This is a genomic window from Marinomonas phycocola (genome assembly GCF_047525455.1).
Classification (GTDB): Bacteria; Pseudomonadota; Gammaproteobacteria; order Pseudomonadales; family Marinomonadaceae; genus Marinomonas.
The window spans coordinates 1-23,109 of record NZ_JBLIXL010000029.1; the positions used below are offsets into that span (position 1 = coordinate 1).

Sequence of the window (23,109 nt, forward strand, 5' to 3'; positions counted from 1 at the left end):
AATTTAAAGAGATTTATCATCGAATGGTTACCGCTGGAAAACCTAAAAAAGTCGCCATTATTGCCTGTATAAGAAAGCTCGTAGTGATCATAAATTCGATGGTGAGAGATGGTGTCATGTGGAGCCCTAAAATGGTTTAACATTAGGAATTGACACCATAGTCACTTGTTAGGTTACACTTTACTCAAAACTTTGCCCATTGCTTTTTTAAACCAATCGCATGTGTAATGCCGAATAACATACAAATGACAGAACTCCATAACCAAAATTCTGGGCCTTGCTCCATATTTGAATTAATTAAAACAAAACCACCAATACCACGGATAAAGTAAACAGAAGTAATTAGAATAAGTGCTAGACGTAATAAAGGTAATCTAAAAATAACACCAGCCGCAGAGAATGCATAAAGTGACCAAATGGTAAGAACTAAAATAATACCTGAAGTAATGATAGTTGGTTGAGAGCTCCCTTGCTCCGCCATTAAAGCCATTTGCTCTCCAGCACCAAAGAAACGATACCAAGATGCGCCGAAGTATATACAACCAACATGTAATAAGGCGGCAATAGCACTTAATACACCTGAAATGATTAAATATACGTTCATGCTTCTGTTTACCTCCGTGTAACCTAACGCCCAAATAATGGGCTAAAAATAGTGGGCTAAAATGGAGCGAAGCGAACAGCCCGCTGTTTTTAGTCCTTTTAATTTGCTTGTTAGTTGCTAAACTCTGTGACGTGCCAAAGCTCTCCCGATGGCCCCCACAAATAAACAACTTTACCCCAATGTTCTGTTTTAATTGGTTCATACTTTATGTCGAAACCATCTAGACTAGAAATAATTTCAAAAGCCTCATTTATATCTAAAACAGAAAGTTGAAACATTAAATTTTTAGCTAAATCTTCGTTATAAAACCTTTGTAGGAAAAAAGTACATTCGCCGTTTTCAAATAGGGATAAGTCATCAGTGACATAATCCATTTGAAAACCCAATGCTTGATAAAAGGATTTGGATATTTCGTAATCCTTGCTAGGAATAAAAACTCTAATATCATCAACTTTCACTAGACTCTCCTTTGGCAACTAACGCCCCAATATGCCGACGAAAAGAGCGCAGCGAGTTGAGGTCGGAATAATTGGTTTGTTATGTTTTTGCGTTCCCTGAAATGTAAAAATAGAAATTCTTAAATGGTGGCTTAGGATAAGTAATTTTTTTAATTTTAGCTTTATAGCAATCAACAAAATCATTATTCTTAGTGCTTACTATATCTTCTACATTTCCATTAAAGGAAATAGCAACCACCATATTAAAAGATTCAATTTCCCCTCTAAATTTATCAGAGCAGTTACGGTTAATACCGCTCCAGTGCTCATTATGTTTTTGTATTAAAGCACTAGAAATATATCTATACCCTATACCTGTTTTAGCTTGCTCTTGGCTAAGATCATAAACCTTTTGGTAGTTCCCGTCAGAATCATAAGAATAGCTGTTTGCGTATGAATAGCTTTCTGACTCTTCATACTTATTAATCTCATGAACTTGAGTTGCACAGCCGACTAGCAATGCTAATGACAATATTCCTAATTTATACACCTAACTCTCCTTAAAAACATAACGCCCCAATAATGGGCTAAAACTTGTTGGCTATAATGACCGAGGCCCGAGGGAAAGCCAACGAGTTTTGTCCCAGTGAGCATAGCGAACGAATTGATTGGATTATTATACGTTTTTACTTCGACCTAAAAATAGTTTCATGATCCCACCAAAAGCTAACCCTGCTGCTAGCCAAATAGAAAATTGAGTAACTATATATGTGTATGATACATCTTCGCTAATTATCTTAGGCAAAGACATAACGCAAAACATAATAATACCGTATGTAAGCCCCATTTTTAGCCAAGATGTATTTTCAGCTTTTGGCAGCTCTTCGCTGTTATTAGTTTCTTGTTGAAGTTTGATTTTCTTTGTTAACCACCTGTTTTTGAGAGGCTTTTTAAACCAACCCCATATAGGAAAAGTTAGTGTTAAAAGAACAAGACTTGTGACATTCCATAAACAAGGTATTATTTCATGACAATTTGGACAGAGGTAACCAAACCAATTGCCCAGTGCGTTTTTTTTAGACCATAACAAACCATTATGAATGGTCTTGCAATGCGGGCATGGTATGTATTGCCTTTCCATGAGAGGCGCATCACTTTGTTTATCTATCAAAGTTACTTTAGGAATACGCTGCCCAAGTACAAGTTCATTGAAAGCTAGACCAGGGTTTAAAACCCAGTGCAATAGCATCCAATTTGGTAACTTCCATACCTTATATTTGTTTTTATCAAAATCCATATTTTAAACTACTCCGCACCACGAGAAACGTATAACGTCAGGCCCTGCGGGAATTTGAGAGCGACAGCGAACAAATTTTCCGTAGAAGCGGCGTGTTAGCTTTTTGATTCAACAGCATTCCTTAGCCCTTGCATGGTTGCCGGAAGTCCTTTTCTTATACCAGTTCCAATAAGACGACCAAACAAGGGGGAAAGTAAGCCTGAAAATATGACTTTATGAGTAACTTCTGTTCCTTCACTTGATGGAACCAGCTTATGCACAAAGCTCATTGTGCACAAAGGTAATTTACTTATTGTTGTGAAAGATTTGTTCTTTGTTACTTCACTAAATTCAATCTTTGCCGCTGGACCTTTTGCAGGCTTTAGCCTTCCTTTGGCTTCTGCTTTAAATTCACCTTCAATTGATGATGATTGAACATCTGGGTCCCAAGATGACCACTCTGAAACATTTTCATAAAAGGGAAATATCTGTTCAGGAGTTGCCTTAATTCTTATTTTCTCTTCAATTTGCATTGTTTCTCCTTTTGAAAGCTAACGCCCAAAGCAGCGGCGCATTTATGCGTCCGATTGACTTTGCTTGTTAGTATCTTGCTTTGTGTGATAGAAGTATAAGTACACCAGCCCTACAGGTGCAATGAATATTGCAGCAGCCCAACAAATTGACATTGTGATGTATTTAGTAATAGCTACTACGAAAATACTACCAAAAAGAACCGTATCTCCAAGAATATAGCCAACAACACTTTCATAAACGAATCTTGAATAAGGATATAAAAAGGCATTAACAATACACAATAATATCAAACTCGCAGGCATTCCATCGGCGGTACCTTGAGAGGATATAAAATAGAGTATTGCGGGGAAAATTAAACCAAATAGAAATTGGCGAACATAATATTCTTTAGATAGTCCACCTAAAGTCTTTTGAATGATTGGATTCATAATTATTTCCTAAAGTAATGGTATTGGATACTAACGCTCCGTTAACGGGCGAGCGTAGTTTGCGAGTCCGTGCCAGCGTTGTTTGCTGGCGTTTTCGTTAAACGGCTTGTTATAACTCAATTTATTCGGATTTAAGTTTTTGATATTGCCTACTCATTATCACCCACATAATTGCCCCAAAAAAAATGCCTCCAATCGGAAATATTATTAAGGCAGTTAATAGGCCATCTATAAATGAGGTCTCTCCGGTGAAATGCATTATCAACTTGAACAACACTGCGGTAGGAATTCCCCAACCAATAACACCATGCCACAAAATAAAATGCCATTTTCCTTTTTTCATGGTGTTCTTCAATTTCTCTGATTTATCCATAAATGCTCCTTGAGTTATAACGCCGTTTTAAGCGGCAAATTGCAGTTGGCTAAAATAAGTGAGGCACGAACAAAAAGCCAACTGTAATTTGTCCGCCTTGAAAACCTTTGTTATATGCCGTAATCTCGTTCTACTTTTGATATACGCACCTTGAAGGACGCATACCAAGACTTACGTCCAGTTTTTTGAGCTTCTAAGTGCTCAGCGTTCGCTTTCCAATTTTTAATTGAATCTAGATCAGTCCAGTAAGAAACAGTTATCCCTACATCCTCTCTTGCAGATTCCATCCCCAGAAAACCAGATTGTTGCTCTGCTAATTCAACCATTCTATTAGCCATTTCACCGTAACCATTATCATCCTCTGTACGTGTAGATGTGAATATCACGGCAAAATATGGAGGTTTAGGCGTATTCGCGATAACTGACATTTGTACTCCTAGGCATATAACATTTTAATAGTCCGCATGCGTGTTTACACATTTTCTAAAACCTTCAAATATCTCTATAAGAATTTGAAGGATAAGAAAATTATAAACTTTCCCACAAAGCCAAAAGCAGGAAAGACAAGCATGCGGGTTATATCCTTTATTCACAGCGTGTTATTTATGAAAAAGAACGGTCCATGAATTCTTATTCATTAATACTAAAACACTTTTCACATTTCTGCTAATACAATTCAAGCACACTCACGGTTATTTTTTAGACAAAACGAGCACAATATTGTCAAACTGAAAAATAAACTGTATATTCATACAGCTTACTACTTTATCCACAAGGAGTGTGTGATGTCTTCAAGCCCTTTTCTTAACTTCATTCGTAATGAGTTAAGGTTGCGTGGTTACAGCCTAAAAACGGAAAAATCTTATCTATATTGGATTAAGTATTTTATTAGATTCCATAAACTACAACATCCTCATAATATGGGAGCCGAAGAAGTAAAAACGTTTTTATCGTTTCTTGCCGTAGAAAAAAACGTGGCAATCAATACTCAAAAATCGGCACTCAATGCACTTGCCTTCTTATATAACAAACTACTTGATCAACCTTTAGGAGATTTAGGCTTTCAACATGCTAAGCAAGGCCGACGTTTACCTATTGTATTAGAGTCGAGTGACGTACAAAAAATTCTAACCGTCTTAAATGAACGAAATCATTTAATTTTCTCATTACTTTATGGCTCTGGGCTTAGAATTAGTGAATGTTTACGTATTCGCATCCAAGATATTAATTTGGATCAAGGCAGTTTAGCGGTACGATGCAGCAAAGGTAATAAAGACAGAACAACTATACTTAGCCGTAAACTGTCTGAATCTTTAAATAAACAGAAAAAATATGCACATCTGATCCAGCAAAGCGATAATGCAAAAGGATATGGCCCCTCTTTACCCTTTGCACTTTCTAAAAAGTACCCAAATGCGTTTCGTCAATTCAACTGGATGTATTTATTCCCTTCCGCGTCGATCAGCCCTCACCCTATAACAGGGGAATTATGTCGCCATCATTTACATGAATCAGTCCCTCGTAAAGTATTAAAAAAAGCGGTCGCGGTCACTAACATTTTAGAAAAAAGAGTAAATTGCCATACTTTTCGACATTCCTTTGCAACTCATCTATTGATGTCAGGCCAAGATATAAGAACAGTACAAGAGTTACTCGGTCATAATGATGTGTCTACAACACAAATTTATACTCATGTAATTGGTCAACATTTTGCTGGTACAAACAACCCTCTTGATCAAATAATATGAAAATTGTACTGTTTAAAACACCAACACAATGTTGAAAGACGCCTACGGCTTTTCCAACCTGCCGACGACAGTGACGCAAGCAGTCGTGTGTTCCAAGATAGTGGTAAGCACAGAGGAAAATGTGCGGCCTGAAGGCCGGATCTACATAAGCACTGCGCTGACGACGCAAGCAGAGAATGAAAACGCTACTCTGATTCGACCATTTTAAATTCTTTGGCCAGTCGACTAATGCCTAAACCAGACATTTTCGTCACTTTAATTTGCACAGGTATCCGATCTTTCAACGCTTCCACATGGCTGATAATACCAATGGTTTTGCCCGTGGCGTGTAAGTTATCTAACGCATCAAGCGCCATCTCTAATGTTTCACTGTCGAGTGTGCCGAACCCTTCGTCTAAGAAAAGCGTATCAATGCTGGTCTTATGTGATACCAGATCCGATAACCCCAGAGCCAACGCAAGGCTAACCAGAAAAGACTCACCTCCGGACAAGGTTTCCGTTGCCCTGACCGTATCCGCTTGCCACGTATCCATTACCTCCAGTGCCAATGCATCTGCGCCTGTGGTATTACGCTGCAGTAAATAGCGTTTGTGTAAGGCATTAAGCCTTTGATTAGCTAGATGCACCAAATGGTCGAGTGTCAGGCTTTGAGCAAAGCGTCTAAACTTCGCGCCGTCTGCCGAGCCAATTAATTGATTCAATTGGGTAAAGCGAGCCAACTCCGTTTCTTTTTGTTGAATTTCTTGTCTTTTAGCCGCACTTTTCTCTTGATTTTGATCGTCCATCTTAAGTGCTTGAGACACCTCACCCAATTGCTGTAATGCATCGCCTCTACGATTATCAATCTGTTGAGACTGCTCAAGTAACACTACAAGGCTCTCTAATTCATCTACTGAATACTGACTGTCTTTGTGGTGTTGTGACCATTGTTGCTCACTTTGCTGTAGCCGTACTTCCGCGTCTCGTTTTGCTTGAGATAAACGTTTTTCAGTCTCCAGCAAAATATCACGCTCAGAGACCTCTAAACAATTCTTTTGCCAATCTTCTAACGAGGCAAATTCGCTTTCTGTTAATGCGCTGTCCCATGCCGCCACCGCTTGTTCATGTTGCGTTTTTACTTTCTCATACTCTTTTTTATTACTGGCTAACTGAGTTTCATTTTCCGTATTTCTTTGTAGCCATTGGTTCAATTGTGTCATCACTGTTTCAAGCAGCAAGGTTGATTCAACAGCAAGCTGCTTCAGCGCTTGTTTTTTCTCTTGTAACGTTTGTCCTGCTAAAAACTCAAACAAGGTTTGATTCACCTGTTCAAGCTCTGCCCTGTTTTTTTGCTCGGTCTCTTGTAAAAGGTCTTTCTTCTTCTCAAGCTCAAGCTGCCCTTCTTGATGATGAGACTCATCCCTTTGCAAAACCATGATTTGTTCATCACGTTTACGCTCTGTTTCTGCTGCCGTTTGGCACAAGGTTAAGCGTTCTTTGAGTTCGTTGAATGCATCAAGGTAACGCCCATGTTCAACCATTAATTGCTGAGTCTGAGCCACTGTAGATAATTCATTGTCGAGCAATGAAATACGGGACAAAGACTGAGTCAGTTCATCGTCCAGTTGTTCAATCGTTTGTTGCCTCCAGAGTAGAGACTGATCCAATTGTTGGAGTGTAGAAGTGGTTTCCCCTTCTTCTTTTTCAATTGTTTTTAATTCATCTGTCAGCTGATGCTCTTCTTTTTCGTGCCGCTCAATGGCTTCCAGTGACTGTTTCTGTGTGTCCAGTTGTTGACGATTGTCTTGTATCGCCTGTTGCAATTCTTCTGTATGCCTTAACGTTAACGCATGTAAGCGCTCTATCACGGGTGTGCTTCCATCCGCAGGCACGTTTTTTCCTGTCTCTGTGCTTTCGACCGTTAGCAACTGTGACAAAACCTGCTGAAATTCCGCTTGAATGCCATTGATTTGTTCATGCGCGACTTGCTCATTTCCCCGAAGGTACGTCAGTTCCGACGTTATTTGAACCAAGCTCTCTCTGATCTGTTGACCTTCTTTTTCTATAGAAAGTAACTGCTGTTGCTTTTCTGCCAAGGCTTGGGCGGTTTCGTTAATTTTTGGTGTGGTTAGATTGCTCGCAAAAGGATGATCCAATGCACCGCATAGAGGGCACTCTTCGTTATCGACCAACTCGTGTCGCAATGCGTCTAAATCGGCAATTTTTCTTTGAGCTTCCAGCAATTGTTGCAAATCTTTTACATGGGTATGGGTCTGTTTATAGACGTTACGCTTGTCTAATAACGCCTGTTCTTGCTGTTGCTGAAATTGTCCTAGCTCGATGCAACGTGACGTAGTAACGCCATTTGCATGGTGTATTTGCAGAGCTTGAGTTTGCAACCTTAACAACGCATCCAATCCATTCTGAAGCTCTTGCTTTTGCCAAAAAGACTGTTGCCATTGTGTCATAGACAAGCCTTGAGTCAACGCGTCTAACTTAGCATGCACGCGATTAATGGCGTCCATTTGTTGCACTTTTCTCTGTTGAATAAATTCAGATTTTGCAACCATTTGTGTACGCAGGACGGACTCATTCTCACGTTCTTGTAATGCTTTTTGATGCTGTTGATAACGTACTTGGTGCTGTTGATTCAGCTCATTTAACTGCTCTGCTTGCTGAGTCCAACCCATCAATGACTGTGAAACCTGCTCCAGGTTTTGAATACTGGATAACACCGCTTCATTGGTTTTTCTATCGTCATAATGCTGTTTTATTTCAGCACGAATGGTACCCAATTTTTCAACAATCGTCTGATGACGCGCCTGTGTCTCTGCATACTCCACTAGGGTACTTTGCAAATCTTTATCTAATGATTGTTGTTGGTTCAGCAGTGGTTGAATTGTATCTTGAACAATGCCTTCAAATGCATCTACTTCTTGGTCAGCCTCTTGTTTAACCTTATTGACCCGTTCCAATTCGCCATCAAGAGCGTTTTTTTCAGCCGTCAATGTCACGCCAACATCCGTTAGCGCTTGCCCAAGACGACTGTTTTCTTGCAGTACGTTTTCTGACTGCTTTGACGCTAGAAATAAAGGCTCAATGTCTATGGCGGCTTTTGATTTGGTTAGCTTCTCTAATTCAGGTAAAAAGGCACCCCATGCGGCTTTTGATTGCTCAACCTGCAATGCGCAGGCATTTTTTTGCTCCGTTAGTTGTTCCGATTGCTTCAACCAATCAATCTTATGCGCCAGTTGTGTTAACTCTTGAGCACAGTCTTCTTTCATTTTTAAAAGACGAGCCTGCTCTTCCTGTCTGTGAACACGCTCTTGCTGGTCCATTATGGATGTGGACTCTAACAACACCGATAATTCTTTCAGTTCTTGATATTTTTGTTTATGCGTATCAAAGACAAAACGAGAAATGTCGCCGTAAATTTCCGTTCCGGTTAATTCTTCTAATAGATCCGCTCTGTCATTTGGTTTCGCGTGTAAAAATGCATCAAAGCTGCCTTGAGCAAGCAACATAGACTTGGTAAAACGCGAGAAATCCAACCCAGTTAACTCTGTTGTGAGTGTGAGCTTATCTTGAATTTTATTAGTCAGTACCTTACCTGTTTCATCATCGTCTACTGCACTGACTTCACTGAGCTCAACACTGATGGGTTGCAGTTTGCCATCGCTTTGACCCCGTGCACGGCGTTGCCCCCAGAATGCACGATATCGTTTGGATTGCACTTCAAATTCAACTTCGGCAAGGCAGGAAGAGGTATGACGTGTCATTATTTCATTGGACGTTGGAGAAACTTTTATACGAGGCGTTTCGTGAAATAACGCCAAACAAATTGCATCCAATAAGGTGGTTTTACCCGCCCCCGTTGGGCCACTGATCGCAAAGATGCCCGCATCACTAAAAGGCGCTTTACTAAAATCGACTTTCCATTCACCTTTTAGTGAGTTGATGTTTTTCAATCTAACGGAACAAATTTTCATGGTGCTAAGTCTCCTTCTTCCATGGCGCTTAGACACTCATTAAATACGTGTTTTAAGGCTTGTATATCTTCTGTTTGATCCGTTTTTGCTAGCGTGGAAGACGCAAGGCAACGTTCGAATACATCTTCCACAGTCAATTCCGTCAACGTTTCATTGGTTGTGTTGGAATGATCCACCACTTGCGTTTTCGCTGTGCGTGTCACTCTTAGTAAATCCACAGGAGAACCCTGAATAATTTCTTGAATGCGTTTTTGCACGTCATTCAAATACGAATCGGTGGTCACCTTCACTTCTAACCAAATGGATGGCGCATCCTCGTCCAACTGCGCAACCAACTCCGTTAATTCATTCAAGACATCCTTAATGTCTCCGCGAATGGTTTTCATCGATTGAAAGCTGGGAATAGCAAGCAGTATTGGTTCGAATACACCTAAGTCCGATACCTGCTTTGTATCTAACAGAACCATGCTTTTGTTCTTATTTAACTCATCAAAACTGAGACAAATTGGCGATCCTGAATAACGCTGACACTCGTTCCCCGCCACCACTTGTGCTCGATGAATGTGCCCAAGCGCTAAATAATCAAAAGGAGGAAATGCCTGTGCGGGAATGGATTCTAATGTGCCAATGTAAATGTCACGCACTGATTCGGAGGTTTTCGCCCCTAATGTCGTCAAATGCCCAGTGCCAATGATGGGTACTTCGGTATTAAACAAACTGCCTTGAACCACATCCGTTATGGTGTCGCTCATCTTCATCGACGCTCTACGCGTTTCTAATGCGGTTTTAAACACATCAAAATAGAACGCTTGAATCTGAGACAGTAAAGTGTGCTTTTTATCCATTTCAGATTGATTCGCTTCACTTGTCATCAGATCTTTTGGTCGGATAAAAGGCACAGCACAGACAATCGCGGCCAAATTGCCATGTCGATCTTTCACCTCAATAACATGATCATTCTTATTTTCTGGCTGCGTTTTTGCGATCACAGACGTACTTAAACAAGCTAACAAGTGCTTGGACTCATTCAACATACTCACGGAATCATGGTTTCCAGCCAATACAATCAACTGACAAGACAGGTTATGCAACTGTATCACCAATTGGTTATACAACTCCCGTGCATAGCTTGGTGGCGCTCCCGTATCAAACACATCCCCCGACAGAATGATCAGTTCGACATCGTGCTCTTGAACTTGTAGTAGCAGCCACGCAATCAACGCCTTGTGTTCTACATGGCGAGTTCGCCCCATAAAATGCTGGCCAAGATGCCAGTCGGAAGTATGTAAAATTTTCATTGTATGAAGATGCCTTGTAAACGGGCTAAATTAAGAGAATAAGTAGATTTTTTTCATAGTCACTTGCGACGAAGCGACTTGCAACGATTGACCCAATTCTTGCCATTCATCATGGGATAATTGACTGCCTTGAACCACCCACTGACTACGAGAAAACCCCACTACTGAGTGAGATTGCTCGGTTAGCCATGCTTTGATGGCATCCGTCGTATCAGAAAGGGAGCCATTGGCAATAAAGTAGGTCGTAGAACGAATGGACTCTGACTCTAGATACTCAGTCCATGCATCAAGTGCGGCTTGCGCTTGATTTACTAAAATTAAACAGGTCGGTAGACGAGGGTTAAGGGAGAGCGAATTAAAGCGTGAAACCGCTCTTGTATTCGCACTCTTCACCGTATTGATCTTGATTTTGCCGCCCTCTTTCACAGATGCGATAAAGTCAGCATGATGTTGTGATTGAAAAGGGTTTATTGCGATGTACAAAACATCCGATGCGTTCGACTCGACATGTGTACGAATTTTTTTGCCGTCTGGCACGTGTACATCAAGAGCCAAACCAAAAACATGATCAAGTGGCCCGAACAAAGCGATCTGATAACAATATGGAGAAATGCATTCAATTTCTATTACCTTAACACTCACAATAGCGGAAGGCACATAAGCATTCAGAACAAGTGGCGCATCAACCTTCGTCTGGCAACACAGTATCGTGTCTTGTGTTACTTCATTAACAACTTCGCAAGAGCGACATATTCCGGCACGACAGCCGTATGGAACGTCCACTTTTTGTTCTAATAACGCAGAAAGTAAATTATCACCTTTCTCGCAATACACGAGATGATTACCAAAAGAGATTTGAATCGGTGTGTTTATCATCATACTGGCCGCCTTAAGCAATGCATGGCGGCCATTATGTCATATTTTCAATGGGTTAAAACCATTGATAACGTCTTATCTTATTGGGACCGACGCTAATAATGCTGTCAATAAACGCCAAAAATCATCCACTGAATCAATTTCCAAACGTTCGGTTGGTGAATGCGCCCCGCGAATATTCGGGCCAAATGAAACCATTTCCATTCCCTGGTACTTAGCACCAATAATGCCGCACTCTAAACCCGCATGAATCACTTTAACATTGGCAGGATACCCCATGACGGATTCATGCACCTCTAAGAAATGCTTCAAGAGACCCGCATTTGGATCAGGCCTCCAACCTGGATAACCGTTTTCGATAGAGACAGACGCACCGATCAACGTAAACGCGGCCTGTACTTTTCTAGCCAGTGTGTCTGTAGCCGAATCGACCAAGGATCGAACCAAAGAACAACCCGAAAATTCAAACCCCTTTTCTGTTAATGACAAATCGATCACACCCAAGTTACAGGATGTTTCTGTCACTCCAGTTAGTTCAGAACTCATACGATAAACGCCATGGGGAGAACAATCTAATGCATTCAGTAATCCTGATTGATCTGCCTCCGATAGAACAGGCGCCAGATCACAGGGAATAAGATCCATCATTAAATGCTGTTCAGTGGTTTGATATTGCGCTTTTAGTGCCACTTCCATTAGAGATAGCTGCTCTTTTAGCGAAATAACATCGCTATTCTTAATAGCAAAGCTGGCTCTGGCTTCACGTGCGATCGCATTACGCAATGTGCCACCATTAAACGACATCAATTGAATTTGAAACTGATCATTCAATTGCTGCAATAAGCTCACCAACAGAACATTGGCATTCGCTAACCCTTTATGAATGTCTAAACCCGAATGTCCACCACGTAATCCATTAATCGTTAAGCTAAACGCCGTGACATCACCTAATGCGTCCGTTACTGAAAAATCTTTTCTAACGTTAACATCCGTACCACCAGCGCAACCAATGTACACATCGCCACGATCTTCAGAATCAAGGTTCAACAGTATTTTCCCTTGCAATATCCCCTCTTCTAATTCCATTGCGCCTCGTAGACTGGTTTCTTCTTCAATGGTAAACAAGGCTTCTATCGGCCCATGAGGAACATCGGTTGATTCGAGTACGGCTAATGCTGCCGCCACACCCATTCCGTTGTCCGCACCCAAAGTTGTTCCCGTTGCATGCACCCATCCATCCATAATGTAAGTCTTAATAGGATCCGTTATAAAATCGTGAATTGTGTCTGCGTTTTTCTGTGCGACCATATCAAGATGGCCTTGTAGAACGACCGTTTCCCGATTTTCCATTCCTTGAGTTGCTGTTTTTCGAATGAGCAAATTTCCCGTAGGATCAATGTAGGTTTCCATACCTAAAGACTGCGCCCATTGAACAAGATACGCCCTCAATGGCGCCTCATGATAAGACGGCCTTGGTGTATCACAAAGTAACATAAAGTGTTTCCAAATAAGCGCTGGCTGAAGTTCAAGTAAATGTTCGTTCATTAAAGTTCTCGAATAAAGTTAGGTAAACCGTCAATTACACACTAGGTAAGTAACGATTGTTGCTTTACCAAATCAGCAGGAGGACACATTACTTGTGTCCATACTCGACGCATTTCACGTACCGATGCTTGCTCTTCTTTGGTTAAGAGGGATTCATCTAACGACTCAAAGCATTCCTGTAATACTGGGAAATTAAGAGATTCATGAATTAATAAGGACAAGGTTGCCATTGCATCTGCTCTAGCTTGATGGCTTTGACTCGGCATCATCGTCGCCGCATCCCATCCAAGCATGGCGTCAAAACGATGCAATCGAGCGACGTGTTCTACTAATGTATTGTAGCTGGGCATAGGGTTTCCTTATCTTAAGCTAACCATAAGATAGAGGAAAAGATCGCTTAGGCGCAATCGAAATAAAGGCTAAAGGCTAAAGGCTAAAGGCTAAAGGCTAAAGGCTAAAGGCTAAAGGCTAAAGGCTAAAGGCTAAAGGCTAAAGGCTAAAGGCTAAAGGCTAAAGGCTAAAGGCTATTGAAAAACGTGTTACTCAAGACTGTCTAGCGTCCACAATAATCAATAACGCTTTAATCTATGATCAACTCGTTCTTAATCCATTTGAAACAAGGCTTAACGAACGGCATCAGTAATTTCTTATTCACAAAACCGATAAGCACCGATGAATTTCGTTCCATATGAACACAGTATACCGCCCCATTGATACCCAACGGTGCCATCTTCGGTTTTAATCTTAAACCAAGGGTAACCGTTCATCACAACATGAGTTTGTTCTAACAGGGTAAGCTTATCTCCCTCATGCAAAGACAGTACTTTTACATAACGAATTCCAGGACCAGATCGCACAATGCCTCCGTAAGATCGGCCTTCAACATTAAGAGGCACTCCTGCTTTGCCATGATTTTTTCCCTCTATTTCTACTTGGGGAATTACGGCTTGGGGCGTTGCCGCTTGAGAAACAACAGTTTGTTGAGACACTTGATACTCAAGCAACTTCAGCTTTGTTTCTAGATTATCAATACGATCATCCAGCTTTGCCATCTCAGAAGACGTGCTGTTCGTCACACACCCAGTAATAAATAACACCATGAGCAATGCGTAAATTTTATAGTTCATCGAATTCGCTCTCTTTCATAAAAATATAAAAATAAACCACCACTGTTGGCGGTCTATTGTTCAAGTGGTTGCACTTTGCCAATTAATCAGGTGTATTAACGTTTTTTCAAAGCACCTTCTGAGAAAGTAACAAACTCTTCCGCACTGGTCGGATGCACACCAACGGTCGAATCAAAATCGGCTTTCGTTGCACCCGCTTTTAAAGCAATGCCCAAGCCTTGGATAATTTCTCCAGCATAATCACCCACCATATGAGCACCAATAACAACATCCGTATCGTTATCCACCAACATTTTCATCAATGTTCTTTCTGTTGAGCCACTCAACGTGTGCTTCATGGCTCTAAAGTCTGATTGATAAACTCTAAAGTTATGCCCACGTTTTTCCGCTTCTTCTTCAGATAAACCGACTGTGCCAATTTGTGGTTGGCTAAAAACAGCGGTTGGTACATTGTCATAATCAAATTCAACGGCTTTTCCATCAAACCAATAACTAATTAAAGCCATCGCTTCGCCAATCGCTACAGGAGTCAATTGTAATCGGTTGATAACATCACCAATAGCAAAAACACTTGGCACATTCGTTTGGAAGTTATTATCAACTTTGATCGCGCCTTTTTCTTGCGCAATGCCCGCAGCATGGAGATTTAAAGTATCCGTGTAAGGCACCCGACCTGTCGCGTATAAGATCAAACCGAAGGTTTTTTCTGTCCCATCTTTAAATCGAACAATACGATCGCCATTAGGCTGAGTATCGTCAGCCAGTCTTATAGAATCAACATCCGTATTCACTTGAAGGTTTACACCTGCTTTCTTATATTCTTCTTGAGCAAAATCACGAATGTCTTGATCAAAACCACGTAAAACTTGAGCTCCACGATACGCCAATGTGGTATCAACACCGAGACCATTTAAAATGCCAGCAAATTCAACCGCAATGTAACCACCACCAACGACAAGCGCTTTTGAAGGCAGAACATCTAAGAAGAACATTTCATTTGAACTCACAACCAAATCAGAGCCAGTAAATTCAGGGATAAACGGCTTACCCCCAACCGCAACCAGTATTTTCTCAGCCGTATACTGCGTGCCGTTAACCTCAACAGTATGTTCATCAACAAAACGCGCATAGCCATTAATAATTTCAACACCGGCTTTTTCCAACATTGATTGGTATATTCCGTTCAATCGTTGAATTTCTGCCGTTTTATTGTCACGCAAAACAGGCCAATTAAATGTTCCAGAAACATTTTCCCAACCATAACCTTTCGAGTCTTTAAAGGAGTGACTAAATTCAGAGCCATATACAAACAATTTTTTGGGCACACAACCTATATTGACACAAGTGCCACCTAATGCATTAGCTTCCGCAACAGCGACTTTATAGCCTTTTCCTGCTGCAATACGACTTGCACGAACACCGCCAGAGCCAGCGCCAATAACAAATAAATCATACTGATACGACATTTTACCAACCTCTTAAAACAAATAAAAAATTAATGTTGCGACATACATTATAGGAATACGACAATATTTAAATTAAAAAATTCAACTTTCATGTTATTTGCATGATGATATACAACATTTCCTACAGTAAATGCACCATATATAAGCACTACTTCTTGCTTGAGATACGCATTTAAATGATAATTAGCCGAATATACGGGAACGCATTTTAAAATCTTCGGATGATTACCCTATAACTTTCATGAGAGGTTATTTAGCGATAATGAAATTCATTTCTTTTAATATAAATGGTCTGCGCGCCAGACCACATCAACTAGAAGAATTAGTCAGTTCACATCAACCAGATGTGATCGGCTTACAGGAAATTAAAGTCCACGATGATGCTTTCCCACATACTATTCCTGAATCATTAGGATATCACGCTTATTATTTTGGCCAAAAATCCCATTATGGCGTTTCTATCTTTAGTAAAGAAAAAGCCACTCATGTTGAATACGGATTTCCAACAGACGATGAAAACAGTCAACGTAGAATGATTATTGCTACATTTGACACTGAATCTGGCCCTATAAAAGTAATTAATGGCTATTTCCCTCAAGGCGAAAATATAGAGCACGCAACAAAATACCCTGCCAAACGCAAATTTTATCAAGATTTGATGTCTTACTTACAAAACCAAGACCCTAACGATCAGATCATTGTCATGGGAGATATTAATATCTCCCCAACTGATCTCGATATTGGTATCGGCGATGTAAATGCAAAACGCTGGTTAAAAACGGGAAAATGCAGCTTCCAACCAGAAGAAAGAGAATGGTTTTCTACTCTTGAAAACTGGGGTTTTACGGATACTTTTCGCTTTCAAAACCCTCATACCAACGATCGTTTTAGTTGGTTCGACTACCGTTCAAAGGGGTTTAGCGACACACCAAAACGCGGACTTAGAATTGACGTCATTATGGCATCAGATGGGTTGCTACCAAAGCTTATAAAAAGTGACGTTGATTATGATATAAGAGGGATGGAAAAACCTTCAGATCATGCTCCTATTTGGGCAACATTTTCCATTTAAAACAATGCTTACTCACTTTAATATTAAGCAATAAGAATTAAGTTTTCACATTTTGATTTTAGCAATTGATTCAAAATCAGAACGAATACAATAAAAAATTAAAACGGTAGAGAATGAATATGAACCAATCAGAAGCACCTGATATTCACTCGATGTTAGGCAATGCCCAACAGGCATCCCATTTCCTAAAAGCACTAGGTAATGAAAAACACACGGCCGACTCTATTAATGAAAAAAACCACTGAGTCAATCCACTCTATCTCAACACCTTGTTATGTCAAGAAAAAGCGGCATCGTTAAAACAGAGCAGGATTCTCAAAGTATTTATTATTCTACCGCAGATGAACGTTCGACCGAGCTTATCAAATCGTTACCTCACTTATTTTATCTACCTTCAACAACATAATAATAAACCGAGTGTTATTCACTATTCAACGTCTCTCATTCGAAGAAAACTGGCAAATTTAGGAACAGCATTTTTTGTTACTCCGTGATATTTGAACGTGATAATGTCACCTATTTCAGGTGGGTTATCACGTTCAGCATCAGTAAACCCTGAGCCAATCTTAAACACGACACCAAATTCAGTTTTCACAATCAACGAACCCATTTTCCCAAGATTACGCCCTTTTCCTGCAATATAGCCAATAACATGAGCTTCTGCATCCATATAAGGCTTCAGTTTCACTAACGAATCACTGCGTCCATCTCGAAATAATGCGTCTTTTTTGTGCAATATTAACCCTTCCGCTCCTTGCCCCACATACATTTCAAGCATAGTCATTAGAGCTGCTCTAGACACCAGCGACTGCTGCTTAACGGAATGGAGATGATTCACAGCAATACGATTAACCAATTCAGTATAAACATGGACTCTTTGATAAAATGGTTGCGTTTGATTTGGTGCATCAAAGACTTTATATCGTATGCGCTTCCAGTGTTCATCGTTAGGCGTGAGACTTAGAACCGTGGATTGGATAAATTCAAACTCTTGGCGTCCGCTCCATAACTCTCCATCCAACCAGACATTCGCAGGCAATTTCTCTGTAAACCAAACTGGTGCCATTATTTGTCTTCCAGACTTTGTCAGCAACTGACCGCCTTTCCAGATTGCTCGAATCCCATCGTATTTTTCACTCACTAAATAGTCTGAAACAAGCAAATCATCTGAATAGATTTTAGCTAATTGAACTTGAGGTTGATTTGATGCGAAGACACACTGACAAAAGAAAAAATACAGACACGCAAATACTACTTTTATATGATTCATTGATCCTCCTTGATCTTTGAACGTATATATTTTTGGTAAAACATTGAGTTGGATGTTCAGCCTATCACAATTAAGTCAGACTAAAAATTTAAAACGTCGTCATTAACTCATCGATTTTATCAATAATATGACGACCAATTGGAAAAGCAGAGGTTGCAGCTGGTGACGGTGCATTACAAACATGCAAAGTCCTAGGACTTTGTGCGAAAAGAAAATCATGCACTAAGCTACCATCCGCCATAACAGCTTGAGCTCTAACTCCCGCAGGATAGGGTAGTAAATCATCTTCATTGATCAATGAACAGTATTTATTCACTTGCTTTAGATAGCCAGATTTTATCCATGAATTGTGCGTTTCTTTTAGCCCTGTTCTCCAATGCTGAGAGATCAGCTTCCAATAGCCTTTAAATGCCAGCATTTGCAACGTGTCTTTAATGCTAAAATTAAAGCGGCCATAGCCCTCTCTTTTCCAACCCTGAACCGCATTTGGCCCGACAGTAACACCGCCATCAATCATTCGAGTCAGATGAACCCCTAGAAAAGGCAAATCTGGATCAGGAATCGGATAAATTAAGTGATGAACAATGCTGTCATAAGCGGACGGCAATTTATAATACTCACCACGAAATGGAATAATTTGAAAGTTTGTGGGGATACCTAACATTTTTGTCATTCTATCAGCCATCAAACCAGAGCAAGTAACCAAATGACCAACCGTTATTGCACGTGAACCAATTTCTATTGTGACTTCTTTTTTACTTTCTTTTAACCCTGTCACCTTAGAATCAAGGCACAATACACCGCCATTATATTCAAACAGCTCGGCCAATTTACGGCATATCTTTTGATAATCAACAATGCCTGTATCTCGTACAAAAATAGCGGCTTCACCTAAAATATTCGGCTCACGGCGTTTTAACTCGTCTTTATCTAATAACTCAATATCTATGTCATTATTTTTACAACGCTCATAGAGAGCCTGCATTCTCTTCAGCTCTTGATTATTGGTTGCGACCAATAACTTGCCACATACATCAAAGTTGATTTTATACTTATGACAAAACGCTTTCGTTTCTTTCGCCCCTTCCTTGCAAAATTGAGCTTTCAAGCTGCCGGGGTTGTAATATACGCCAGCATGGATAACGCCACTGTTATGCCCCGTTTGATGACAACCCACATCAGATTCTTTTTCAATCAGTATGATTTTCTTACGCGGGTTCGCTTGAATAAGCTGCCATGCTGTTGCTAATCCAACAATTCCCCCACCAATGATTGCAATATCATAGTCCAGATTGGTTAATTTACTCATCTAACATTCGCTTTCAATTAAAACATAAGTTAAAAAAAATCCCCGCAGATGCGAGGATTTTTAAGATTAACACACTGGTTTTATTACTTACCAGCCAGTTAATTCTTTTAGGGCATCACCGATATCAGCCAAAGAACGTACTGTTTTAACACCCGCATCTTCTAGTGCTGCAAACTTTTCATCAGCTGTACCTTTACCACCGGAAATGATTGCACCAGCGTGACCCATACGCTTACCAGCAGGAGCGGTAACACCCGCAATGTAAGATACTACAGGTTTCGTTACGTTTGCTTTGATGTAAGCAGCCGCCTCTTCTTCCGCAGTACCACCAATTTCACCAATCATTACGATTGCTTCAGTTTTCGGGTCGTTTTGGAACAATTCAAGTACGTCAATAAAGTTTGTACCAGGAATTGGATCACCACCAATACCGACACAAGTTGATTGACCGAAACCCGCATCCGTAGTTTGCTTAACGGCTTCATAAGTCAATGTACCTGAACGAGATACAATACCTACTTTACCTGGTAAATGGATATGACCAGGCATGATACCGATTTTACATTCACCCGGAGTAATAACACCTGGACAGTTTGGACCGATTAGACGAACACCTAACTCGTCACATGCTACTTTACAGTCAAGCATATCTAGAGTTGGAATGCCTTCAGTAATACAAACGATTAGTTTGATGCCGCTGTTAGCTGCTTCAAGGATAGAGTCTTTACAAAAAGGAGCTGGTACATAGATAACAGATGCTTCAGCACCCGTTTCTTCAACTGCTTCACGTACCGTGTTAAAAACAGGTAGACCTAGATGAGTTTGACCTCCTTTACCAGGTGTTACACCACCAACCATTTTTGTTCCATAAGCAATCGCTTGCTCAGAATGGAATGTACCTTGACCACCAGTGAAACCTTGGCAGATTACTTTAGTATCTTTATTAATTAAAACAGACATTATTTGCCCTCCGCAGCTTTAACAACTTGTACAGCCGCGTCTTTTAGACTAGTAGCAGCAATGATATCAAGATCAGATTTAGCAAGAACTTCACGTCCTAGATCAGCATTTGTACCTTCTAGACGTACAACAACAGGCACTTTAACACCCACGTCTTTAACAGCACCGATAATACCTTCAGCAATCATGTCACAACGCACGATGCCACCGAAGATGTTAACCAATACCGCTTTAACATTGTCATCAGATAAGATGATTTTGAACGCTTCAGATACACGCTCTTTCGTAGCACCGCCACCAACGTCAAGGAAGTTAGCTGGCTTACCGCCATGCAAGTTTACGATGTCCATTGTGCCCATCGCTAAACCAGCACCGTTAACCATACAACCAACATTACCATCTAGAGCAACGTAGTTTAATTCAAAAGACGCTGCGTGCGCTTCACGAGCATCTTCTTGAGATGGATCGTGGAAAGCTTGCATTTTTTTCTGGCGGTAAATCGCATTACTATCAATGTTAATTTTACCGTCTAAGCAATGAAGATTGCCTTCGTCAGTGATAACCAATGGGTTGATCTCAAGAAGTGCGAAATCGCAATCATGGAACATTTGAGACAAACCAAGGAAAATCTTAGTAAACTGTTTAATTTGAACTGGGTTAAGACCCAATTTGAAAGCCAATTCACGAGCTTGGTAAGGCTGAGCACCAACCAAAGGATCGATAATTGCTTTGTGGATCAAATGAGGAGTTTCTTCCGCTACTTTCTCAATGTCTACGCCACCTTCAGTAGATGCCATAAATACAACACGACGAGTCGCGCGATCAACAACCGCACCAAGATACAATTCATTCGCGATGTCTGTGCAAGATTCAACTAAGATTTTTGCAACAGGCTGACCATTTTCGTCAGTTTGATAAGTAACTAGGTTCTTACCGATCCATTCTGAAGTAAACGCAGCAATTTCATCATGAGTTTTAACAAGCTTAACACCACCTGCTTTACCACGACCACCTGCGTGAACTTGAGCTTTAACAACCCACATGTCACCGCCAATTTTTTTCGCCGCTTCTACCGCTTCTTCTGGCGTGTCACATGCATACCCTGTCGATACTGGCAGGCCATATTCAGCAAAAAGCTGTTTTGCCTGATATTCGTGTAAGTTCATTCGCTTAATCCACTCATCTGAATTTATTGAAAATTTGCTTATCCATTGATAAACAAAAAAATGCTGATTCTAAAAAAGAGCCAGCAAACTCTAATACATTAACGCTTTTTACGATTTGCAATGTGAATTGCATGGTTATCTACTGCAAGCGCTGCTTCATGTACCGCTTCACTCACGGTTGGATGAGCAAATACAGTAAGGGCAATATCTTCCGCTGTAGAACCAAATTCCATCGCAATTACTGATTGGGCTATCAAGTCAGCCGCACTTGCACCAATAATATGGCAACCAAGAATACGATCAGACTCTTCACAAGCAATCATTTTAACAAAACCCGTGGTGTCATTTGCTGCCATTGCACGACCAGAAGCCGCGAACGGAAATTTACCCACTTTGTACTTTGCACCGTCTGCTTTTAACTCGTTCTCTGTTTTACCCACCCAAGCGATTTCTGGATGAGTATAAATAACAGAAGGAATGCAGTCATAGTTCATTTGCGCTTTATGACCAGCAATAATATCCGCTACCATAACACCTTCTTCGGATGCTTTGTGAGCTAGCATAGGACCGCGTACAATGTCGCCAATTGCATAAACACCTGGTACCGACGTTTTACATTGTTCATCAACAAAAACAAAACCACGCTCATCTAACTTAACGCCAGAATCCGCTGCTAAACAACCATCAGTAAACGGCTTACGGCCTACAGCAACAATCAATTTATCAAACGTTTGTTTCTGCTCTTCACCTTTTGCATCAAGGTAAGTTACTTCGACTTCTTCACCTTTGATTTCGCTTCCAGTTACACGAGCACCAAGACGAATGTCTAAATGCTGTTTTTTAAATACTTTTGCAGCTTCTTTCGCAATGTCAGAATCACAAACACTTAAGAAAGTGTCTTGTGCTTCAAGTACAACCACTTCGGAACCTAAACGCGCCCAAACAGAGCCTAACTCTAAACCAATAACACCAGCCCCAATCACGCCAAGACGCTTAGGAACTTTACGGAACTCCAACGCCCCTTCATTATCAACAATGATATCACCAGTTCGTGGAGCAGGTGGGATATTGACTGGAACAGAGCCTGTAGCAAGAATGACATTCTCAGTCTCAATAACAGAAACCGTACCATCATGCGCTGTAAATTCAACTTTTTTGCTAGATAGAACTTTACCAACGCCTTCAAAGCCAATAACACCGTTTGCTTTAAACAAACCGGTAATACCACTTGTTAGCTGATCAACAATTTTATCTTTACGATCAACCATTGCATCAACATCAATAGATACATCACCTACAGAAATTCCGTGAACTCCGTAAGATTCTTTTGCGTCATGGTATTTATGAGAAGAGTCCAGTAACGCTTTAGAAGGAATACAACCTACGTTTAAACAAGTACCACCTAAACGCGGCTTGTTGCTTTTATCTAACCACTTTTCAATACAAGCCGTTTTTAAACCCAGTTGTGCAGCTCGAATCGCAGCAACATAACCGCCTGGACCACCACCAATAACAACAACGTCAAATTTTGTAGACATATTTATTTCCATTTTTGACTAAGATGAATCAAATAGTTCCTCTCAGTTTTAATTACTGTAAAACATACAAACACCCAAATGCCATTCACACTCGGATGTTTGTATTATTTTAAT

23 protein-coding genes and 1 pseudogene are annotated in these 23,109 nt (G+C 40.5%); 4 read left to right on the top strand and 20 right to left on the bottom strand.

The window, feature by feature from the left end:
• Positions 1–140: pseudogene (locus tag ACMUMJ_RS15280) on the top strand (IS110 family transposase); the annotation flags it as partial.
• A gap of 44 nt (positions 141–184) precedes the next feature.
• Here ACMUMJ_RS15280 and ACMUMJ_RS15285 read toward each other — a convergent pair.
• The 8 genes from ACMUMJ_RS15285 to ACMUMJ_RS15320 all read right to left on the bottom strand — a co-directional run bounded on the left by ACMUMJ_RS15285 (position 185) and on the right by ACMUMJ_RS15320 (position 4,080).
• Positions 185–604 (bottom strand): hypothetical protein, encoded by a 420-nt coding sequence (locus tag ACMUMJ_RS15285; protein WP_414679715.1) that lies wholly within the window; start codon positions 602–604, stop codon positions 185–187.
• Positions 605–714: 110 nt separating this feature from the next.
• Positions 715–1,062, bottom strand: a complete 348-nt coding sequence (locus ACMUMJ_RS15290; RefSeq protein WP_414679716.1) for a VOC family protein — start codon at positions 1,060–1,062, stop codon at positions 715–717.
• 79 nt (positions 1,063–1,141) lie between these two features.
• The gene (locus ACMUMJ_RS15295) at positions 1,142–1,591 is read right to left on the bottom strand and encodes a hypothetical protein (protein ID WP_414679717.1); all 450 of its coding nucleotides are present in this window, start codon (positions 1,589–1,591) and stop codon (positions 1,142–1,144) included.
• Between the two features lie 126 nt (positions 1,592–1,717).
• A complete protein-coding gene (locus ACMUMJ_RS15300; protein ID WP_414679718.1) occupies positions 1,718–2,338 on the bottom strand; it encodes a hypothetical protein in 621 nt (206 codons plus the stop codon).
• Between the two features lie 95 nt (positions 2,339–2,433).
• The gene (locus tag ACMUMJ_RS15305; protein ID WP_414679719.1) at positions 2,434–2,850 is read right to left on the bottom strand and encodes an SRPBCC family protein; all 417 of its coding nucleotides are present in this window, start codon (positions 2,848–2,850) and stop codon (positions 2,434–2,436) included.
• A 42-nt stretch (positions 2,851–2,892) separates the two neighbouring features.
• Positions 2,893–3,279, bottom strand: a complete 387-nt coding sequence (locus ACMUMJ_RS15310; protein ID WP_414679720.1) for a hypothetical protein — start codon at positions 3,277–3,279, stop codon at positions 2,893–2,895.
• Between the two features lie 121 nt (positions 3,280–3,400).
• Entirely contained in the window at positions 3,401–3,652 is a 252-nt protein-coding gene (locus ACMUMJ_RS15315; RefSeq protein ID WP_414679721.1) for a hypothetical protein, read from the bottom strand.
• 110 nt (positions 3,653–3,762) lie between these two features.
• Positions 3,763–4,080, bottom strand: a complete 318-nt coding sequence (locus tag ACMUMJ_RS15320) for an antibiotic biosynthesis monooxygenase family protein (RefSeq protein WP_414679722.1) — start codon at positions 4,078–4,080, stop codon at positions 3,763–3,765.
• A 357-nt stretch (positions 4,081–4,437) separates the two neighbouring features.
• On the opposite strand from ACMUMJ_RS15320, the gene ACMUMJ_RS15325 reads away from it, so the two are divergent.
• On the top strand, positions 4,438–5,400 hold the full coding sequence (locus ACMUMJ_RS15325; RefSeq protein ID WP_414679723.1) for an integron integrase: 963 nt from the start codon (positions 4,438–4,440) through the stop codon (positions 5,398–5,400).
• Positions 5,401–5,585: 185 nt separating this feature from the next.
• Here ACMUMJ_RS15325 and ACMUMJ_RS15330 read toward each other — a convergent pair whose 3' ends face one another.
• From ACMUMJ_RS15330 to gorA, 7 genes are all read right to left on the bottom strand, one after another.
• A complete protein-coding gene (locus ACMUMJ_RS15330) occupies positions 5,586–9,368 on the bottom strand; it encodes an SbcC/MukB-like Walker B domain-containing protein (RefSeq protein ID WP_414679724.1) in 3,783 nt (1,260 codons plus the stop codon).
• Positions 9,365–10,666, bottom strand: coding sequence for an exonuclease subunit SbcD (gene sbcD / locus ACMUMJ_RS15335; RefSeq protein ID WP_414679725.1), 1,302 nt, complete (start codon positions 10,664–10,666; stop codon positions 9,365–9,367). Before sbcD ends, ACMUMJ_RS15330 begins: the two co-directional genes overlap by 4 nt.
• Before the next feature lie 30 nt (positions 10,667–10,696).
• Positions 10,697–11,545 (bottom strand): 2Fe-2S iron-sulfur cluster-binding protein, encoded by an 849-nt coding sequence (locus ACMUMJ_RS15340; protein WP_414679726.1) that lies wholly within the window; start codon positions 11,543–11,545, stop codon positions 10,697–10,699.
• 72 nt (positions 11,546–11,617) lie between these two features.
• Complete coding sequence (locus tag ACMUMJ_RS15345) at positions 11,618–13,087, bottom strand: aminoacyl-histidine dipeptidase (protein WP_414679727.1); 1,470 nt, start codon at positions 13,085–13,087, stop codon at positions 11,618–11,620.
• 41 nt (positions 13,088–13,128) lie between these two features.
• Positions 13,129–13,437, bottom strand: coding sequence for a hypothetical protein (locus ACMUMJ_RS15350; RefSeq protein ID WP_414679728.1), 309 nt, complete (start codon positions 13,435–13,437; stop codon positions 13,129–13,131).
• Between the two features lie 297 nt (positions 13,438–13,734).
• A complete protein-coding gene (locus tag ACMUMJ_RS15355) occupies positions 13,735–14,214 on the bottom strand; it encodes an SH3 domain-containing protein (RefSeq protein WP_414679729.1) in 480 nt (159 codons plus the stop codon).
• Between the two features lie 95 nt (positions 14,215–14,309).
• Complete coding sequence (gorA, locus tag ACMUMJ_RS15360; RefSeq protein WP_414679730.1) at positions 14,310–15,680, bottom strand: glutathione-disulfide reductase; 1,371 nt, start codon at positions 15,678–15,680, stop codon at positions 14,310–14,312.
• Positions 15,681–15,942: 262 nt separating this feature from the next.
• Here gorA and xthA point away from each other — a divergent pair, with 262 nt between their 5' ends.
• Entirely contained in the window at positions 15,943–16,752 is an 810-nt protein-coding gene (gene xthA, locus ACMUMJ_RS15365; RefSeq protein WP_414679731.1) for an exodeoxyribonuclease III, read from the top strand.
• Between the two features lie 119 nt (positions 16,753–16,871).
• On the top strand, positions 16,872–16,997 hold the full coding sequence (locus ACMUMJ_RS15370; protein WP_414679732.1) for a hypothetical protein: 126 nt from the start codon (positions 16,872–16,874) through the stop codon (positions 16,995–16,997).
• Positions 16,998–17,179: 182 nt separating this feature from the next.
• On the opposite strand, the gene ACMUMJ_RS15375 is transcribed toward ACMUMJ_RS15370, so the two are convergent.
• The 5 genes from ACMUMJ_RS15375 to lpdA form a co-directional block, all read right to left on the bottom strand.
• Complete coding sequence (locus ACMUMJ_RS15375) at positions 17,180–18,022, bottom strand: DNA ligase (protein WP_414679733.1); 843 nt, start codon at positions 18,020–18,022, stop codon at positions 17,180–17,182.
• A gap of 88 nt (positions 18,023–18,110) precedes the next feature.
• Complete coding sequence (lhgD, locus tag ACMUMJ_RS15380) at positions 18,111–19,331, bottom strand: L-2-hydroxyglutarate dehydrogenase (protein ID WP_414679734.1); 1,221 nt, start codon at positions 19,329–19,331, stop codon at positions 18,111–18,113.
• An 87-nt stretch (positions 19,332–19,418) separates the two neighbouring features.
• Positions 19,419–20,291, bottom strand: a complete 873-nt coding sequence (sucD, locus tag ACMUMJ_RS15385; RefSeq protein WP_009831769.1) for a succinate--CoA ligase subunit alpha — start codon at positions 20,289–20,291, stop codon at positions 19,419–19,421.
• On the bottom strand, positions 20,291–21,457 hold the full coding sequence (gene sucC, locus ACMUMJ_RS15390) for an ADP-forming succinate--CoA ligase subunit beta (RefSeq protein ID WP_414679735.1): 1,167 nt from the start codon (positions 21,455–21,457) through the stop codon (positions 20,291–20,293). The genes sucD and sucC overlap by 1 nt, the downstream gene beginning before the upstream one ends.
• 98 nt (positions 21,458–21,555) lie before the next feature.
• A complete protein-coding gene (gene lpdA / locus ACMUMJ_RS15395) occupies positions 21,556–22,995 on the bottom strand; it encodes a dihydrolipoyl dehydrogenase (protein ID WP_414679736.1) in 1,440 nt (479 codons plus the stop codon).
• Positions 22,996–23,109 lie beyond the last annotated feature (114 nt).

What these genes read in the sequence shown, in the direction of transcription:
- ACMUMJ_RS15285 (WP_414679715.1), bottom strand. Translation starts at nt 604, where the DNA reads ATGAACGTATATTTAATCATTTCAGGTGTATTAAGTGCTATTGCCGCC.
- ACMUMJ_RS15300 (WP_414679718.1), bottom strand. Translation starts at nt 2,338, where the DNA reads ATGGATTTTGATAAAAACAAATATAAGGTATGGAAGTTACCAAATTGG.
- ACMUMJ_RS15305 (WP_414679719.1), bottom strand. Translation starts at nt 2,850, where the DNA reads ATGCAAATTGAAGAGAAAATAAGAATTAAGGCAACTCCTGAACAGATA.
- ACMUMJ_RS15310 (WP_414679720.1), bottom strand. Translation starts at nt 3,279, where the DNA reads ATGAATCCAATCATTCAAAAGACTTTAGGTGGACTATCTAAAGAATAT.
- ACMUMJ_RS15315 (WP_414679721.1), bottom strand. Translation starts at nt 3,652, where the DNA reads ATGGATAAATCAGAGAAATTGAAGAACACCATGAAAAAAGGAAAATGG.
- ACMUMJ_RS15320 (WP_414679722.1), bottom strand. Translation starts at nt 4,080, where the DNA reads ATGTCAGTTATCGCGAATACGCCTAAACCTCCATATTTTGCCGTGATA.
- ACMUMJ_RS15325 (WP_414679723.1), top strand. Translation starts at nt 4,438, where the DNA reads ATGTCTTCAAGCCCTTTTCTTAACTTCATTCGTAATGAGTTAAGGTTG.
- ACMUMJ_RS15330 (WP_414679724.1), bottom strand. Translation starts at nt 9,368, where the DNA reads ATGAAAATTTGTTCCGTTAGATTGAAAAACATCAACTCACTAAAAGGT.
- sbcD (WP_414679725.1), bottom strand. Translation starts at nt 10,666, where the DNA reads ATGAAAATTTTACATACTTCCGACTGGCATCTTGGCCAGCATTTTATG.
- ACMUMJ_RS15340 (WP_414679726.1), bottom strand. Translation starts at nt 11,545, where the DNA reads ATGATGATAAACACACCGATTCAAATCTCTTTTGGTAATCATCTCGTG.
- ACMUMJ_RS15345 (WP_414679727.1), bottom strand. Translation starts at nt 13,087, where the DNA reads ATGAACGAACATTTACTTGAACTTCAGCCAGCGCTTATTTGGAAACAC.
- ACMUMJ_RS15350 (WP_414679728.1), bottom strand. Translation starts at nt 13,437, where the DNA reads ATGCCCAGCTACAATACATTAGTAGAACACGTCGCTCGATTGCATCGT.
- ACMUMJ_RS15355 (WP_414679729.1), bottom strand. Translation starts at nt 14,214, where the DNA reads ATGAACTATAAAATTTACGCATTGCTCATGGTGTTATTTATTACTGGG.
- gorA (WP_414679730.1), bottom strand. Translation starts at nt 15,680, where the DNA reads ATGTCGTATCAGTATGATTTATTTGTTATTGGCGCTGGCTCTGGCGGT.
- xthA (WP_414679731.1), top strand. Translation starts at nt 15,943, where the DNA reads ATGAAATTCATTTCTTTTAATATAAATGGTCTGCGCGCCAGACCACAT.
- ACMUMJ_RS15370 (WP_414679732.1), top strand. Translation starts at nt 16,872, where the DNA reads ATGAACCAATCAGAAGCACCTGATATTCACTCGATGTTAGGCAATGCC.
- ACMUMJ_RS15375 (WP_414679733.1), bottom strand. Translation starts at nt 18,022, where the DNA reads ATGAATCATATAAAAGTAGTATTTGCGTGTCTGTATTTTTTCTTTTGT.
- lhgD (WP_414679734.1), bottom strand. Translation starts at nt 19,331, where the DNA reads ATGAGTAAATTAACCAATCTGGACTATGATATTGCAATCATTGGTGGG.
- sucD (WP_009831769.1), bottom strand. Translation starts at nt 20,291, where the DNA reads ATGTCTGTTTTAATTAATAAAGATACTAAAGTAATCTGCCAAGGTTTC.
- sucC (WP_414679735.1), bottom strand. Translation starts at nt 21,457, where the DNA reads ATGAACTTACACGAATATCAGGCAAAACAGCTTTTTGCTGAATATGGC.
- lpdA (WP_414679736.1), bottom strand. Translation starts at nt 22,995, where the DNA reads ATGTCTACAAAATTTGACGTTGTTGTTATTGGTGGTGGTCCAGGCGGT.